The 16,852-nt window shown below is 57.7% G+C and carries 15 protein-coding genes; 7 read left to right on the top strand and 8 right to left on the bottom strand.

Annotation, left to right across the window (positions count from 1 at the left end; translation table 11 throughout):
- Positions 1 to 12: 12 nt before the first annotated feature.
- The gene (locus AAGD24_RS16035) at positions 13 to 1,173 is read left to right on the top strand and encodes a phosphoglycerate kinase (protein WP_379865677.1); all 1,161 of its coding nucleotides are present in this window, start codon (positions 13 to 15) and stop codon (positions 1,171 to 1,173) included.
- Between the two features lie 188 nt (positions 1,174 to 1,361).
- On the top strand, positions 1,362 to 2,426 hold the full coding sequence (gene fba, locus AAGD24_RS16030) for a class II fructose-bisphosphate aldolase (protein ID WP_305937294.1): 1,065 nt from the start codon (positions 1,362 to 1,364) through the stop codon (positions 2,424 to 2,426).
- Positions 2,427 to 2,565: 139 nt separating this feature from the next.
- Here fba and AAGD24_RS16025 read toward each other — a convergent pair whose 3' ends face one another.
- Both AAGD24_RS16025 and AAGD24_RS16020 read right to left on the bottom strand, forming a co-directional pair.
- Positions 2,566 to 3,348, bottom strand: coding sequence for a substrate-binding periplasmic protein (locus AAGD24_RS16025; protein WP_379865675.1), 783 nt, complete (start codon positions 3,346 to 3,348; stop codon positions 2,566 to 2,568).
- A 46-nt stretch (positions 3,349 to 3,394) separates the two neighbouring features.
- Positions 3,395 to 3,568, bottom strand: coding sequence for a DUF6435 family protein (locus tag AAGD24_RS16020; protein ID WP_269399793.1), 174 nt, complete (start codon positions 3,566 to 3,568; stop codon positions 3,395 to 3,397).
- A 260-nt stretch (positions 3,569 to 3,828) separates the two neighbouring features.
- On the opposite strand from AAGD24_RS16020, the gene AAGD24_RS16015 reads away from it, so the two are divergent.
- Positions 3,829 to 5,769 (top strand): methyl-accepting chemotaxis protein, encoded by a 1,941-nt coding sequence (locus AAGD24_RS16015; RefSeq protein ID WP_379865673.1) that lies wholly within the window; start codon positions 3,829 to 3,831, stop codon positions 5,767 to 5,769.
- 15 nt (positions 5,770 to 5,784) lie between these two features.
- On the opposite strand, the gene AAGD24_RS16010 is transcribed toward AAGD24_RS16015, so the two are convergent.
- Entirely contained in the window at positions 5,785 to 6,750 is a 966-nt protein-coding gene (locus AAGD24_RS16010; RefSeq protein ID WP_379865672.1) for an NAD(P)H-dependent flavin oxidoreductase, read from the bottom strand.
- Between the two features lie 107 nt (positions 6,751 to 6,857).
- On the opposite strand from AAGD24_RS16010, the gene AAGD24_RS16005 reads away from it, so the two are divergent.
- The 4 genes from AAGD24_RS16005 (at position 6,858) to AAGD24_RS15990 (ending at position 10,253) form a co-directional block, all read left to right on the top strand.
- Entirely contained in the window at positions 6,858 to 7,589 is a 732-nt protein-coding gene (locus tag AAGD24_RS16005; protein WP_379865670.1) for a DsbA family protein, read from the top strand.
- Between the two features lie 167 nt (positions 7,590 to 7,756).
- Positions 7,757 to 8,314, top strand: a complete 558-nt coding sequence (locus AAGD24_RS16000; RefSeq protein WP_379865668.1) for a porin family protein — start codon at positions 7,757 to 7,759, stop codon at positions 8,312 to 8,314.
- Between the two features lie 177 nt (positions 8,315 to 8,491).
- The gene (locus AAGD24_RS15995; RefSeq protein ID WP_151982957.1) at positions 8,492 to 9,502 is read left to right on the top strand and encodes a rhodanese-related sulfurtransferase; all 1,011 of its coding nucleotides are present in this window, start codon (positions 8,492 to 8,494) and stop codon (positions 9,500 to 9,502) included.
- Positions 9,503 to 9,521: 19 nt separating this feature from the next.
- A complete protein-coding gene (locus tag AAGD24_RS15990) occupies positions 9,522 to 10,253 on the top strand; it encodes a YdiY family protein (protein WP_126811704.1) in 732 nt (243 codons plus the stop codon).
- 7 nt (positions 10,254 to 10,260) lie between these two features.
- Here AAGD24_RS15990 and AAGD24_RS15985 read toward each other — a convergent pair whose 3' ends face one another.
- From AAGD24_RS15985 to AAGD24_RS15965, 5 genes are all read right to left on the bottom strand, one after another.
- On the bottom strand, positions 10,261 to 11,208 hold the full coding sequence (locus AAGD24_RS15985; protein WP_091642961.1) for a DUF523 and DUF1722 domain-containing protein: 948 nt from the start codon (positions 11,206 to 11,208) through the stop codon (positions 10,261 to 10,263).
- Between the two features lie 92 nt (positions 11,209 to 11,300).
- Positions 11,301 to 13,517, bottom strand: a complete 2,217-nt coding sequence (locus AAGD24_RS15980) for a glycosyltransferase (protein ID WP_199480827.1) — start codon at positions 13,515 to 13,517, stop codon at positions 11,301 to 11,303.
- Positions 13,514 to 14,572: a lysylphosphatidylglycerol synthase transmembrane domain-containing protein gene (locus AAGD24_RS15975; RefSeq protein ID WP_085679346.1), complete on the bottom strand. Its 1,059-nt coding sequence runs from the start codon at positions 14,570 to 14,572 to the stop codon at positions 13,514 to 13,516. The genes AAGD24_RS15980 and AAGD24_RS15975 overlap by 4 nt, the downstream gene beginning before the upstream one ends.
- A gap of 65 nt (positions 14,573 to 14,637) precedes the next feature.
- A complete protein-coding gene (locus tag AAGD24_RS15970; protein WP_273624323.1) occupies positions 14,638 to 15,672 on the bottom strand; it encodes a DUF6160 family protein in 1,035 nt (344 codons plus the stop codon).
- 423 nt (positions 15,673 to 16,095) lie between these two features.
- Positions 16,096 to 16,761, bottom strand: a complete 666-nt coding sequence (locus AAGD24_RS15965; RefSeq protein WP_228211018.1) for a GntR family transcriptional regulator — start codon at positions 16,759 to 16,761, stop codon at positions 16,096 to 16,098.
- Positions 16,762 to 16,852 lie beyond the last annotated feature (91 nt).

The following is a 16,852-nucleotide window of genomic DNA, read 5'->3' as shown; positions in this document are numbered from 1 at the left end:
GGATGAACAACGATGACTATCAAGAGAATGACCGATCTGGATCTCGCCGGTAAGCGGGTACTGATACGTGAAGACCTCAACGTACCGGTAAAGCATGGCGAAGTGTCCAGCGACGCTCGCATCCGTGCCTCGCTGCCGACGATTAAGGCGGCAAAGGACGCAGGTGCAAAGGTCATGCTGATGTCCCACCTCGGCCGCCCCGAAGAAGGCGTTTACGACGAAGCCTCCTCCATGAAACCGGTGGCCGACCACCTCAGCAAGGTACTGGGTCAGGAAGTTCGCCTGATCACCGATTATCTCGAGGGCGTTGATGTAGCCGACGGCGAAGTCGTCCTTTTCGAAAACGTCCGCTTCAACAAGGGCGAGAAGAAAGACGACGAAGAGCTTTCCAAAAAGTACGCAGCCCTGTGCGATGTGTACGTGATGGACGCCTTCGGCACCGCCCACCGCGCCCAGGCCTCCACCCATGGTGTTGCCCGCTTCGCGCCCGAAGCCTGCGCCGGCCCGCTGCTGGCAGCAGAGCTCGAAGCCCTCGGCAAAGCCCTGGATAACCCGGCCAAGCCCGTGGTTGCTATTGTCGGCGGCTCCAAAGTATCCACCAAACTGGACGTACTCAACGCCCTGGAAAAAGTCTGCGACTCCATCATCGTCGGTGGCGGCATCGCCAACACCTTCCTGGCAGCCGCCGGTCACCCGGTCGGCAAATCCCTGTGTGAACACGACCTGATCGACACGGCCCGGGAAATCGCCTCCCGCGTTGAAATACCGCTGCCTGTGGATGTTGTGGTTGCCAGCGAATTCGCCGAAACCGCGACCGCCACCACGAAGAACATCTCCGACGTCAGCGATGATGACATGATCCTCGACGTTGGCCCGGAAACCGCTGGCCAGTTCGCAGAGCTGCTAAAAAGCGCCAAAACCATCCTCTGGAACGGCCCGGTTGGTGTTTTTGAATTTGATCAGTTCAGCAACGGCACCCAGTCCCTGGCGAAAGCCATCGCCGAAAGCGACGCCTTCTCCCTGGCTGGCGGCGGTGATACCGTTGCTGCCGTTGACAAGTACGGTGTGAGTGACAAAATCTCGTACATCTCCACCGGTGGTGGTGCTTTCCTGGAATTCGTGGAAGGTAAAACCCTGCCAGCTGTCGCAGTTCTTGAAGAGCGCGGCGTATAGCACAAGCTTGAATCGCAAGGAGGGCAGAGACACTCTCCCGGGACCGTCAAAAACATGGATGTTTTTGTCGAGCGTACACGGACGTATTTACAGCGTGTCCCGGGAGAGTGTCTCTGCCCTCCGAAGCAGACTCCAAACAAGAGAAGTCTGCCAAAGACATTGTTTAATAAACCAAGGAGACAACCCCAATGGCCCTGATATCGATGCGGCAACTGCTGGACCACGCCGCCGAGCATGGTTACGGTGTGCCGGCGTACAACGTGAACAACCTTGAGCAGATGCGCGCGATCATGGAGGCGGCCGACAAGACCGACTCTCCGGTGATTGTTCAGGCCTCTGCCGGCGCCCGCAAATACGCCGGCGCCCCCTTCCTGCGTCACCTGATTCTGGCAGCCATTGAGGAGTTTCCCCATATTCCGGTGGTTATGCACCAGGATCACGGCACCAGCCCGTCCGTATGTCAGCGCTCCATTCAGTTAGGCTTCAGCTCCGTAATGATGGACGGCTCCCTGGGTGAAGACGGTAAGACTCCTACCGACTATGAGTACAACGTCGACGTCACCCGCCGCACTGTGGAAATGGCCCACGCTTGTGGCGTCTCTGTAGAAGGCGAACTGGGATGCCTGGGCTCCCTGGAAACCGGGCAGGCCGGCGAAGAAGATGGTATTGGCGCAGAGGGCACCCTGGACCACAGCCAGATGCTGACCGACCCGGAAGAAGCGGCGGATTTCGTCAAGAAAACCCACGTCGACGCCCTGGCCATCGCCATCGGCACCAGCCATGGTGCCTATAAGTTTACTCGTCCGCCCACTGGAGACATCCTGGCGATTGAACAGATCAAGGCCATCCACAAGCGCATCCCGGACACCCACCTGGTCATGCACGGCTCCAGCTCCGTGCCTCAGGAGTGGCTGAAGATCATCAACGAATACGGCGGTGAAATCCCGGAAACCTACGGTGTGCCGGTTGAGGAAATCGTTGAAGGCATCAAGCACGGTGTTCGCAAGGTCAACATCGACACCGACCTGCGCCTGGCCAGCACCGGCGCAACCCGTCGTTTCCTGGCCCAGAACCCGGCCGAATTCGACCCGCGTAAATTCCTGAAGGAAACCATGAAGGCGATGACGGAAGTCTGCGTCGCCCGCTACGAAGCCTTCGGCACCGCGGGCAACGCCAGCAAGATCAAACCGGTTAACCTTGAACGCATGTTCGAGCGGTATGCTTCTGGTGAGCTGGATCCCAAGGTTCGATAAGCCCTGGGGTTTGCCTCTGTAGCCCGCTGACATGGCGGGCGTGCAGCGGTGGCAGAGACTGTTCAGAAAACGCCCTTAAATACGTCCATCTAGGGCTTGGTAGCGCCATCCCCGGCGCTCCACATTTCTGAGCAGTCTCTCAGTGGCTATCGGCTCCAAAAATCCGGTTGATGGTTCCGTCCTGTTTCATGTCCTCCAGTGCCTCATCGAAGCGAGCAACCTCTTCCCCGATCGGTGACGACTTTGACAGACCAATGAAGAATGGAACCGCCTCGAACGGCCCCCGGTGGTGAGTGAGCTTTTTCCGTAGGTTCGGGCGGTCTTCAATGGCCGATTCACCGGCAACCCGATTGACAAAAAAGACGTCGATTCGCCCCAGAGCAAGCCTCAACAAATTGCTCAGGATGGTTGGGCCCGGGTCAACCTTCAGCCGGTATTCCTCAACTGCCTGGTCAAAGGCCTCTCCATAGTTGAATCCTTCCGTCAGCCCTATCCTCAAGCCCTGAAAGTCTTTGAATGTTCGGAAGTCTCGCTCAAAAGTACGGTCCTTCAAAGCCCAGACCACGTTGGCATCCTGGTGGATCGCCACGGTGAAATTCAGATATCGGGATCGATCCTTATTGCGGGTCAACAACATCACGCCATCGTATTTGCCTTCTTTAGCCCATAAGAGGCAGCGTTTCCAGGGCAAAAGCCTGAGATGCAACGTCATGCCCAGGCGTTGTTCCAGTTCCTCGAACAGTTCAACGGCCATGCCGGCTTTGGGTGGCATGCTGATTTCGCCGACGGTGTAGGGGGGCCAAGGGTCTTCGCAAAATCGGTAGGTGGGCTGACGCTGATCGTTAGCGGCAGAATGGAAGCTGAGAGCCTCAAGCAATGGCATCAGTATGGATCTGACGAAACGCCGTAATGTATGGGTCATGATGCCATCTGTTTTCTATATAGACCGATTTACCGCAAAATACGTTTTATCCTTTGGTGGAAAGTTTTGCAATCTCTGCGTAAATTTTCTCCGCCTCCTCCATCAACGTGCCATGGGTACGTAAGTCACCATTGCGCTGGGCATGCAGCGCCTTCTGAAGCTTGGCTTCGTATTCCTTCTGCAGTTTCTTCTTGGGATCGCCCTTCAGGAATCCCAGCATTTTTTCACCTGTTTTCATTGATGTGTCTGGGAGCTTACGCCAATTGGGCACGAAAGTTCACAAACGAGTCCCCGTCATACTAACGGTACTCGTCTGCCGGATTCTCAGTTTCAAAGAATTTCACCGGGCCGTTACAAAATCCGTACATGATTGCGTCACTCCGTGGTCCGGGTTTTGCTCTATAGTCAATCATAAGTCTGGACGGGTAGGCCGAGCCCTGCCGCCGGAATGTGTGATTCACACGTGTTGATGGAGCCCGTATGACCCCTCGTTTTCTGAAGGCGCTGGTAACGAGCCGCTTGCTGCGACCTGTTTTCCTGATTCTGATCGTTGCCGGTGTGGTGCAGGTCGCCATGGGCCAGTGGCTGATATCCAATCAGGTGGACAGCCTGGTGGAGACCGCCGGTTCCGCCCTTGAGGCCAGCAGCCGTGAAGTCAGTGGGTCGTTTGGTGACACGCGCGAAGACGTCCGTAATCGCCTGCAGCTCATGCAGCAGAGGACCACGGAAGAGTTGGCGGGTGAATTGACGCGCCAGCAGACGGCTCAGCAGGAGCGGGTGGCGAACAACGTTCGGTCGGCAGTGATGTCTGAAGCGCAGGGGCTGGCGGAGGTGCTGGCCGCGGTTGCCGCGCCGCTGATCTGGGATCGGGACGTGCCGCGGTTGACGGATCTCATTGAGCTGGCGGATGCCCGGGAGTCGGTTCTTTTTGCAGTCTATTACGATCAGTACGGGGAAAGGCTGACCCGTTATGTCGATCGCACCGATGATCGCGTACGCACCTTAATGGAGCAGGGGGAGGGCCGTGGTGCGGCAAATAAGGTCCTGGATGCGGCAAGCCGCGACCCCAACGTGGTGATTATCACCGCCGATATCAAACCTCAGGGCACAGCGATTGGTCAGCTGAAAATGGGGCTCTCACTGGAAGGGATCAACCGTGATCTCGCTGCTCTGGAAGAAGAATTCAGTGAGACCATCACCGGCAGTATCGACGCGCTGCGCCAGACATTGGAGGCTGAGACCGGGGAGGTCAACCAGCGCCTGCAGCAACAGCTTGCCACCATGGGTGGAGACACGCAGGCACGTATTGATAGCACCGTGGAGGCACTGGACCGTGAGGCGGGGAGCCTTGCCTCCAATCTCTCATTCCTTGCCATCGGTTCTGTGGTTGTGCTGATTGTTCTGGTGGCGGCCGTGCTCGGCGGCGGCCTTCTTCCCCGTGTGCTCCGGTTGAGTTCGGCGATCTGGCAGATAGCCGACGGTGAGGCCGATCTGACCCGACGGGTATCCCTCAAGGGCCGCGACGAACTGACGGAAATGGCACGGGGCATGAACCAGTTCATTGCGCGCATCCAGGAGTTGGTGTCAGAGGTAAAGTCGTCCGCCGAATCAGCCGCTGAGAGAGCCAGAGAACAAGGTCAGATCAGCCGCGATGCGGTATCGGCCGTTAATCGCCAGCAGCAGGAAGTGGCGGAGGTGTCGGATACCATGTCGGCAATGTCGGGCAGCATTGCCGAAGTGGCTGACAGCGTCCAGGAAATAGCCGGTTCCGTCCAGAACGTAAACGCGGAGAGTGAGGCAACGGCATCGATTTCCCGTGATGTAAGAGGGCGTCTGGATCAGGTTGTTGCTAACGTGGAGCAGGCCGTCGCGGCGGTCAATGAACTGAACAGCCAGAGTACGGAAATTGATTCCGTGCTCTCGGTAATCGGAGCTATTGCTGAGCAGACCAACCTGTTGGCGCTTAACGCTGCCATTGAAGCGGCGAGGGCGGGCGAATCCGGGCGAGGCTTTGCGGTCGTGGCCGATGAAGTGCGTACCCTGGCCAGCCGCACCCAGGAATCCACCACGGAAATTCAGGGCATTATTGATCGCCTTCAGCGGGGCAGCCGCCAGGCCGTGACCGTGATTGATCAGGTTTCGGGGCAGGTGGCGGAATCGTCCGCCGAATTCCGTCGCGCCGACGAGCACTTCGACCAGATCAACCAAATGCTGGGTAGTTTGCAGAAACGCGCGCTTGAGATTTCGGCGGTTGCGGAAGAGCAGAGCAGGAATGCGGGGGAAGTCAGCGTCAGCGTGACGGACATTGCCCGCCTGTCCGGTGAAACCGTTGACGCCATTGAGCGCTCGGATCAGGCCAGCGGGCAGATCGGGGAACTACTGGACACCCTGCAGGGCAAGGCATCCCAGTTCCGGGTATAAGTGCGCTCGGCGGCTCTACTCACAGAGCCGCGCACGGGCACGTCGATATTCATCACCAATTCGCCCGACAAGATCGCTGACCGATACAACGTCGGTGATCTGGCTGACGCCCTGGCCGGCGGACCAGACGGTTTTCCAGGCTTTGGCTTCGTCGTCCACGGGCTTGAGCTTATCGCCGTAATTCAGCTCACCGGCCTGGTTCAGCTTATCCATGGGATAGCCGGCGGCTTCCAGACTCTGACGCATAAAGTTGGCGGGAATCCCTGACACCGCCGGTGTGTGGATAATGTCGCCGGATACCGCCTCGATGATCATGTTCTGATAGGCTGCTTCCGCCCGCGATTCGGTGGTATTGATAAACCGTGTGCCCAGATAGCACAGGTCCGCGCCCATGGCTTGAGCCGCCAGGAGGTCTTCGCCGTTGGAAAGCCCGCCGGCGAGCAGGATCACGCCATCGAACACCTCGCGGATTTCGTGCACCAGCACGAATGGATTAATGGTGCCAGCGTGGCCGCCGGCACCGGCAGACACCGCGATAATGCCATCCACGCCTGCTTCGGCCGCTTTGCGGGCGTGTTTCTGGTTGGTGACATCGTGGAAGACCAGGCCGCCGTAACTGTGCACTGCTTCAGTCACCTTGGTGGCGGCTCCCAGGGAGGTGATCACTATGGGCACCTGGTGTTTGACGCACAGGTCCAGATCGGCCTCCCAGCGCGGGTTCGTGCGATGAACGATGAGGTTCACGGCGTAAGGCGCGGCTGTCTGGTCCGGATGGGTTTCCCGGAAGTCCTTCAGGCCTTCGTTCATCTGAATCACCCATTCCTCGAAGCCTTCGCTGGTGCGCTGGTTCAGGGCCGGGAAGCTGCCAACGATACCCTGCTTGCAGCAGGCCAGCGCCATCTCCGGTCCGGAGATCAGGAACATGGGTGCCGCCACCAGCGGGAGACTCAGCGATGTCTTCAGGGATTCAGGTAAGGCCATGAGAATTCCTTAATTTTTGTTGGAACTTATGTAATGTATAAAGATCTTAGCGTGCTCATTACCGCATGAAAACGTCCACGAATGAATAAACAACAAGGAGCTCTACCATGGGCGAGGCAAAAAGAAGAAAAGAGACCGGCGCACCGCCGCCCAACAGGAAGAAAGATCGTAAGTCGTTGTATATCGGCATCAGTGTCATCGTTCTTGTTTTTGTTGCGGTGGGCGTCTTTTTCTTGACCGCGAGTCCGGCCCCCACCTCGGATGAGTTGCCGGTTGCCGGCCCCAATGCCGACCCGTTTCCTGCCCAGCTGGATCGCTTTGGCGTCTCCGTTGGTGACGAAGACGCACCCGTGGTGGTGCGGGAGTTCGCAGACTACCAGTGCCCCGCCTGCGCGCGTTTTTCGGACGCCAGCCAGCAGTTGAAACAGGAATACGTGGAGTCCGGCAAGGTGCGGTTTGTGTACTTTGATCTGCCACTCCAGCAACACGACAACGCCATGCCTGCGGCCCAGGCAGCGCGCTGTGCCGGTGACCAGGACAGCTACTGGGCCATGCACGACAAGTTGTTCGACATGCAGACCGAATGGAGCGGCTCCGGCAGCCCAGTTGATACCTTTAGCCGCTACGCTGAGGACCTAGGGCTCGATGAGCGCCGTTTCAGCCGGTGCATGACGACAGATCTTCACGTCGAAGAAATCGAACAGAGCCGTCGAGTGGCCATGCAGCTTCGCGTTACCAGTACTCCAACCGTGTTGGTGGACAATATCCGCCTGACCCGCCCCGGATGGGGACAGTTGTCGGCGGTGGTTGAGCGGGAGTTGGCCGGTTCCCAGCAATAATACGGCGACCGGTTCTCCCTGGAAAACTCCCGTACGGCGGGAGTTTTTTTAGTTGGGGTCGGGGAATTTCTCACAAAATGAATTATCATTCATGTGCCCTCAAAATCGACGGATAAACGCAAGAAGTTGAGGCTCTGGGGCAAGCCTTCATCAAGGAGCAAGTAGTGATGAATAAGATTGTTTTGGGTTCGGCCTTTGCCGTAATGGCTTCTTTTGCATCCGGTGCGGCTGCACAGGATTCCCTGGAAGGTGGCTATGTGGGCCTCAACTACGCCTTCGTAACCTACGAAGAAGATGGCATTTCTGAAGACTTTGACCTGGGCGCCCTGGTGGGCAAGGCCGGTGCGAAAATCAACCCGTACCTGGCAGCCGAGTTCCGTGCCGGTTTCGGCGCCAAAGACGACTCGACCAGTTTTAACGGTGTATCCCTGGATCTTGAACTGGATTACCTGGTGGGTGGCTACATGGTTCTGGGCCTTCCCAACGAAAGCCCCGTATACCCCTACGCCATTGTTGGCGTCACCAAGGGTGAACTGACGGCCTCCGCGAGCGGGTTTGGTAACTCTTTCAGTGACTCAGAGTCTGAGTCCGATATCTCCTACGGCGTGGGCGCCAACCTGAACATCAACAAGGATTTTCAGGTCAACGGCGAGTACATGCAGTACATCGATAAGGATGGCGCAGAAATTTCCGGCGTCTCCGTGGGTTTTGCTGTTCTGTTCTGAGCATAGCCTGATCACCCGGTGCCGCCTTTGGGGCTCCGGGCATTGTTAATGACGTCCCTGTAACCCCCCGTAATACTCTCCCTCGCCCGTATTCGTTAGAATGGCACCCTCACGCCCGTTGGCGATTATCAACCATGCTCCGGATTTACGGTCCGGCCCGCAGGAGAAACCAGACTCATGAGCCAGGATGTTGTTGTCTGTGCGCTTTATAAGTTCGCAGTCCTGAATGATTACAAAACCCTTCGTCAGCCATTGCTGGATCTGATGTTGGAGAAAGAGGTACACGGCACATTGCTGCTGGCCCGTGAGGGCATTAACGGCACCATAGCCGGCAGTCGTGAAGGTGTGGATGCCATTCGCGGCTGGTTGGAGGCTGATCAGCGGTTCGAAGGCATCGACTACAAAGAATCGTTCGTCGACATCCAGCCCTTCAAGCGGACCAAAGTGAAGCTCAAGAAAGAGATCGTCACCATGGGTGTGGAGGGCATCGACCCGAAACGGATCGTCGGCACCTATGTAGACCCGAAAGAATGGAATGATCTCATCTCCGATCCGGACGTACTGGTGGTGGACACACGCAATCAGTACGAAGTGGAGATTGGGACTTTCCAGAACGCCAGGAACCCGGCCACGGATACGTTTCGTGAGTTCCCGGAGTATGTCAAAGAGAACCTGGACCCTTCGAAACACAAGAAGGTGGCCATGTTCTGCACCGGCGGCATCCGTTGTGAAAAGTCCACGGCGTTCCTGAAGGAGCAGGGGTTTGATGAGGTCTACCACCTGAAGGGAGGTATTCTCCGGTACCTCGAAGAAGTCCCGGAATCACAAAGCCTGTGGCACGGAGAGTGCTTTGTATTCGATGACCGGGTAACGGTGAACCACAAGCTGGAACGGGGTGAGTTCGATCAGTGCCACGCCTGCCGCCGGCCGATCACCGAGGAAGACAAGCAGCGCCCGGAGTATGAGCAGGGCGTGAGTTGCCACCGTTGCATCGATTCGTTGACGGAGGAGCAGAAAGCCCGTTTTGCCGAGCGTGAGCGGCAAATGCGACTGGCGGAACAGCGGGGTGAAACCCATGTGGGCGGTGAAGCGGCACGTCTCATTGCGGAGCGCAAGGCCCGTAAAAAGGCAGAACGTGAGGAGCAGGCCCGCAAAAGTGCTATGGGGGAGCGCCGCGCGAAATCCTGACAGGAAACAAGGAGATTCCATGCAGTTCAGAGCAACCCTGGCGGTCGTCACACTGGCGGCATCGCCCATGGTTTTCGGCCAAGAGTTTGAAGAGTGGGAAGGCGAAGGGGAAGTCGGTGTGCTGATCACCTCCGGCAACACGGAGGAAACCAACGTCAACGGTCGTCTCGGGCTGAAACATGAGATCGCGGACTGGCGGAATACCGGTGATTTCCGTTCAACCTATTCAGAGACGGATGACACCACGACGGCCGAAAAATACAGCGCTGAAGTGCAGTCTGATTACAAATTCGAGGGCAGCCAGTACCTGTTCGTACGCGGAGCGTATGAAGACGATCGATTTTCCGGGTATGACTTCCAGTCCTCGTTGACCACCGGTTACGGTAACCGGGTCTGGCAACGTGGCAAACGTTCTTTTCTTGACCTGTCTGTCGGTGGCGGTTACCGGTTTAACCGGCTCGAGGAACCGGAAGCAGACGGCAATCAGGAGGAAGAAGAAGCCATCGCCCGGTTGGCAGGCAAGTTCGATTACGCTCTGTCCGATACGGCGTTGTTTCGTCAGAAGCTGAGTACCGAAATCGGTCTGTCAGAGAACAACACCATCAGCGAATCGGAAACATCCATACAGGCAACCGTTGTAGGTAACCTGTCCATGAAGGCCGCGTATCTGGTCCAGCATGTTTCCGACGAGCCGGAAGGGGCCGACGACACCGACACCCAGGTGTCTGTGTCACTGCTCTACGGATTCTGACCAGGCGTTATACCCGATTCCTGAGCCCCAGCTCATCCGGGTAGGGGGTCAGGTACTTCTGGCTGCTGAGGTAGTCCACCGGCTCCCGCCGCTGGGCCATCCGCAGCAGGGTCATCGGCACCACCAACGGTACTTCGCCCCGGTGGTAGGCGTCTACCTGCTCCATCAGTACCTGCCGGTCCTCCTCCGCCATGGAATCCCGCAGATAACCCATCAGGTGCTGCATGGCGTTCACGTGGGAACCCCGGCTGACCCGCTGGGTCATCGCTTCCATGAACGACGCGATGTATCGGTCAGCAATGTCTTTCAACGGCTCTGATTTCAGGTCGCCGAGCATTGGCCCCAACTGCCGATAGATCTTCTCGGAATGAGCCAGTAGCTGGAACTTGTGGCGGGTGTGGAACTCGATCAGTGCACGGGCGGTGAGGTTGTCGCCAGCCACGTTCTGCATCCAGTCATCGTAGGCAAATACTCGCTCTATAAAGTTTTCCCTCAACATGTCGTCGTTCAGGCGGCCCTCTTCTTCCACCGGCATCAGCGGGTAGCGACGAATCAGTGCCTCAGCAAACAGTCCCCGGCCATCCCTGCGGGTGACATTGCCATCTTCATTGTGCACCTTGATGCGCTCCATGCCGCAGCTGGGAGACTTGGCCATCAGGATGTAGCCCCGCAAATCCGCCAGAGTCGGTAGAACCTGGTCGATAAATCCCTGCATGGCATCCGTATGGTCCGCCGTGCCTTTGGTTTCGATCAGCTTCAGGCCGTCGTGATATTCACGCAGGTGAATGGCGGGCCGGGGCACACCGAGGCCCGCTTCCAGCTCCGGACAGATGGAACGAAACTCGAAATGGCGGGAAAGTACCTGGGTGCAGAAGCGGGAATGCTTGTGGCCGCCATCATGGCGAACTTCCTTGCCCAGCAGGCAGGTGCTGATACCAACGGGAATGCCTGTCACTGTCAGTCTCCGAATCGAAAAAGGTCCTTTAAAGTACGCTTTTCCAGTCTAGACCGATCATCTCCAAAGTTAAAAGCGGCGTGATGAATCACTCAGCGGGAGGCTGATCGCGCCAGGGTCAGGGCATAGATTTCCCGCATATCACGGGCAAACTGCTCGACAGAATAGTCCGCCGCGAACGCCAGTGCGTGCTCGGCCAGTTCCTGGCGCAGGGTGTCGTCTTCCAGCAATTGTTGCACATGGTCACACCACTGGTCCTGCTTTTCCGGCGTCTTGAAGCCGTTGTAGCCGTGGCGCACTACGTCTTCAATGCCACTGGAACGCACCGCCACCACTGGTAACCCGGCGGCCATGGCTTCCAGGATCACCATGCCCTGGGTTTCGGATTTGGAGGCGAACAGGAAGGCATCTCCCAGGTGATACCAGGTGGCCATATCGTCCGGCGGGATGGAACCGACGAGTGTAAAGCAATCCTGAAGTCCCAGTTCATCAATGCGCTGCTGCAGTCGCTCGTGCTGATGCCCTTCACCAATCATCAGGAACCGGAAAGGACGGTCTGTCCGCCGGCGAAGCTCCTCAATGGCATCGATCATGAAATCAATGTTCTTCTCGTTGGACAGCCGCGAGACGCTGACAAACACGGTCTCATTGCCGATGCCCAGGGAATCCCGCAGTTTGCGAACGTCGCTGTCGTCCACTTCCTGGAACTTCTGGTACTCAATGCCCGTCGGCTGAACGAATGTGGGGCTTTTCACACCGATCATCCGCAGGTATTCCTCGGTGGAGTAGGTGGGCACAATCACGCCATCGCATTTGTTGGCGAAACGTTTGATCAGCTCGTGGGAAATCAGGTTGCGGAACAGATTGCCCGGCAGCGGCACGAAGTGGGCATAGTGCTCCAGCCGGGTGTGGTAGGTGTACACCGCCGGTACTTTCAGGCGACGGGCCACGAACAGCCCCAGCGAGCCCAGCCAGATGGGGTGGTGAAGGTGGATGATGTCGGGTTTGAACGCTCTGACCTGTTGGCGGATTCTTGCCAGGAAGATGTTGGCAAGGCGGAACTCCCGTTTCTCCCCCATAGCCAGCAGGGAGGGCACCCGCACCACATTGGTCTCCTCGCGTGGCTGGTCGCGATAGCGGGGGCAAACGATGAGGATGATGTCCCCCAGGGTTTCCAGGCCTTTGCGCAGGCGTGCGATGGAGATGGGCACGCCGCCAATGAACGGCAGGTAGTTGTTGGTGAACATGGCCACCCGCAAGGGTTTCGACAGCCAGGGCTGGGGGTCCAGATCGTAGTCCGGATAGTAGTCTTTCGCCACGAAAATAGCGGTGTAAAGCTTGGTGCTGATCAGTATGAACACTGCCACCAGCAGGATGAAGTTTACATAGCCCACATAAAACAGCGAGTAGATAAAGAACCACAGGGATTCCAGGGTACTCAATACAGGGTGTTGTCTCGCCTCCAGGCGCACCATCGAATGGCTGATTTCGCCGTCGTCGTTCACATCGACGCGCACATAGTGGTAGAAACTGGTGTCGTTGTTCAGCACCAGCCCGCCCGCTCCGCCGGTGGTGATAAAGCGTGTATCACCCTCGACCTGATCCGCGTACAGCGACAGGTTCGCTGAAAACACCATATCCACATCGTGCCGATCGATGGCGTCCATCAGGGCGGTGCGGAACTCAGGGGGGTGCAGGAAATCATTATCCTGCTCGAAAGGGGCTTCCTGATCCGGGTGGAGCAGCGGGTGACCGATGAAGAGAAAACGCAGCCGGTTGGGCTCCTGGCTTAACAGGTCATTGAGCCAGCGGATCTGCCATCGCCAGGGCGTCTTGCTGGTGCTGTCGAGGAAGATCAGGCGGGCGCCGCCGGCCTTGATGCTGAAGAAGTGAGGGCCGAAGTGGTCGTAAAACCGGTAACTGCCAAAGTTCTCGTACTCGTTTTCACCGAAGGTCAGCAGGTAGGGAATGTCCAGGTGGGTCAGCGAGCCCTGGATGGCCCGGTACTTGTCCTCGCCGCCGCCACTCACTGCGTTACCGGCGGACACCATAAAATCCACGCCGGACTGGTTGAGGGCCGGTATCATGCGTTCTTCGAAAACGCCCACGGAATTGTTGATGTTGCCCACGACCGCGAAACTGAAACCGCCATCATCAGAGAGCATGTCGTGAATGCGGGCGACCTGTTCCGTGTGCAGGGCCTCGAAATCCGGCTCGAACAGGTTCAGGTAGGCCTTGTACCCGATCAGCAGCACAACAATCGTCAGGCTGATGTAAAACAGCACTTTTAACGGGTGACGTCGTGTCATTGGGATGCCTTCCTGTTTCTCACCAGTTCCCGCTGCAGTATCACCAGGCCTGCCAGCATGCCGAGGTAGATGGTGATGAATCGCCAGCTAATGGTCACCAGTACCAGGTGGTTGGCCGTGAGTATGTCCTGGAAGAAGCTGCCGAACACCCCTTCCGAAATGCCAGACGCACCGGGTGTGGGTGAAAAGTACATCACAAAGGTGGTAACCACCAGTAGTCCCGTGCTCACCAGGTAGTCTACCTCGTAATCCAGTGCGGAGATTAGCAACGCCGGGAAACTGAATAGGCTGAGCAGGAACACAAAGGTAAACAGCACTGATAGCGCGACGAACTGTTTGGGGCCCCGGAGGTAGTCGCCGAAACTGTGAGAAAAACGCAGCATCTCCCGCTTGGCCTTGAACTGCCAGCGCTGATGCCGGCGTTCCCCGATCAGGTGAAACCGGTGTAGTGTGCTCAAGAGCCGGCCCAAGGGCGCAATCAGCCATCGGGTACGGAACAGCACCACCATGAAAAAACCGAGATACAGGAGAATCAACACAGCGAGCACCGGCCCCAGTTCTCCGACCAGGGGCTGGTTATCCAGGGCATTCAGAGTCAGCAGGAATACGGGGGTCAGCGAAAAGATAAAGATCACCGCGATTACGGTGCGGATGGTGGTGGCCGCCGTGGCGCGGCCGACCGGCACGCCATGGTGTTGGAGATACCAGATCTGCGCGAAGCCACCCCCAGTGGCCATGGGCGTCACGTTGGAGAAGAACAGGTTGATGAACACCAGCCGGAAAATCGCCGGGAAGGGCAGGCGGTGCCCCAGTGCCCGAAGGGTGAAGTGCAACCGCAGCCCGTCCGCCGCAAAGTAGACCACCAGCAGGGCAATGATGGAAACAAGCGCCTGAGGCGAGACCAGTCGGTCGTCGAAGGTTACGCTGCGCCCGGCGAACTGGTCGTACACTGCATAGAGCCCGGCGGCGGTCATGGCGATAAATATCAGGCTGAAAACAGTAAGCCTGCGCCAGGACGCGCGCTGCTGATAATCTTGATCCGGGATGTTGGTCATGGACTGCCCGCCGTTAAGAGACGGGCAGTTTACTGTTGGGGGCGGGGGGCTTGTCCAGTGTCTTGCTAGTGGCCATACACCATCATAGTGGTGTTTTTAATGGCAAAATCCGTGAACTGTACGGAGCCGATACTGGTGCCACCGACTTTGAACACTGGCATATCAATATCGGCCCGGAAGTCTACCTCATGGATGGAAAGGCCTTCCTTTCCAGACGACGCGCTGGTGCCCCTGGACAGCTTCGCGGTGGCACTGGCCATCCCGAAGTGACCCAGGGTATCGTCGCCCCGGCGGTTGTGGATCTGCAGCCCTTCGATGCCAACGGCGGCAAAGTTGAATATTAGAATGACGTCGGCGGCATCCCAGTTGAGATTACCGTTGGTGATTTCAAAGTGGGTGTCGAGCTGCAGTTCCGAGCCAGACACCACGTTACCGTTGGCCAGCGTACGGGTATTGTTACCCTGGTTGCGGATCACCAGATCGGTGGGGCCGATATAACCCTGCAGCATGATATTGGAGAACAGGCTGGCAGTGCCGCCGGAGCCGGTTGCTTCAACACTGTCTACGGCCAGCTCGAAATCCACGGCCTGCAGGTAATCGTCCAGGCTGGTCGGGTCGCCGTAATCTGTGGCACCCAGGTGAATCACCAGGTCACCGCTATCGAACTGTTTGCCGTAACCACCACCCACGGCATAGCGGGCGAGGGCATCGGCCACATCCGGATTGGAGACATCCAGAAGGCCGGCGTCGGCGCGGCGGGCAATCTCGGAGAAGCCGTATTCAAGCACCTCATCCTGGCCGGCAATGTCCAGCGTCAGCTTGAGGTTGTCCAGCACTGTATCGTTCTGACCGGACAGGCGAATGCCATTGACGTTCAGCGAGCCTTCATCCGTCCAGCTCAGTCGGTCCATCTCAATCCTGGTTTCCATCTCGATGGTGACGCCAGTCTGGCCAGTGACGTTGCCCAGGGTACTGTCGTCCAGTGGGCGGAAGTCGGCCATCACCGGCAATGATAGACTGGCGGTCAGGCTCAGGGTAAAGAACCTGCGCAAGGCAGGTCTGAACGGTTTCAGGCGCTTGCGGGCGTTTCGACGTGTCATGGTGGCCCCGGATCGTTGTTGTTATGCCGGCTTCAGACCGGTCTCAGTCGTTGTGTAGCCGCAGGGGACAACCTGACCAGCGCAGCGGACTTAGGAGTTTGTTACAGACTGTTACGATAGGTGGGATAGGGACAGGAGTCTGTGAGTCAGGTCACAGACTAGTGTCCCGTTTGGCTAATTCGCTGGCCTACTGCGCGGCGCTGGGGCTCCTGGCCAAGGCGCCAGTGCGCAGGTGTGGTGGCTCCACATCAAGTGCTGGCAACACAGGCCTGGGGCCCTAGCGCCGCGCCCTTCGGGAGCCACTGAGAGCCTTGATAGCAGTGTTGCGCTGACTCGATTTGGAGCCACCAAACCTTCGCCATCGCGCCTTGCTATCAAGGCTCTCAGTGGCTCAGTAGGTCAGCGAATTAGCCAGACGGGACACTAGGCCGAAGGGGCCAAGGCCTGGTGAATCAGCGCCTTCTGGTGAGCGCCGAAATCCGCCACCAGTGCCTCGGATTCACCAGCATCCCGCGCCAGGATGGCATTCGTCAGATTGGTAAAGAAACGGCCGGTACGGTCCAGATCCTGCCGGTATCGGTCTGCACTCAGATAGTAAGCCCGGCTGACAGCGGGCTTGAAGTTGGTCAGAGCCTCCGTGAGGTAGGGATTGCCGACGACTTGGCAGCAGACGCCCATTACTTCAAAGCTCGCTTCCACAATGGCCGTGATATTGGCGTCCTTGCGCTGCATCTGGCCAGTGACGTGTCCAACCGCTGACAACAACGCGGCTTTGTCCTCTTCCCGCCAACGCTCACACAAACGCCGCGCCAGCATGATTAACAGGTGCATGTACACGTCATAGAGCTCTGAGGCATGCACCGCATCCAGCTTGGTGGCCGACGCGCCCTTACGTGGGGTGATCTCGATCAGGTGCCAGCGTTCCAGGGTATATAGGGCCTCTTTCACAGATGCCCGGCTTACCTTCAGTTCCGTGGCGGTCGTCGCCTCCTGCAAACGCTCTCCGGGTTTTATCTGCCCGGTCATAATGCGCTCGGCCAGATAGTTGGCAATCTGCTCGGCGAGGGTGTTGGGGACCTGGAAATCCATGGTTTAAAAGGCCTTATTATCGTCCAGACGCAAAAGTAGCACTATATTAATGGGCTGGCGGAAGAGTTGATACTGGGTTGCGAGAGAATTT

Source organism: Marinobacter sp. M5B, from assembly GCF_042604615.1.
In the GTDB taxonomy this organism is placed as follows: Bacteria; Pseudomonadota; Gammaproteobacteria; order Pseudomonadales; family Oleiphilaceae; genus Marinobacter; species Marinobacter salarius.
Note: the sequence above shows the minus strand (reverse complement) of the source record. Positions and strands in the feature narration are given on the sequence as shown.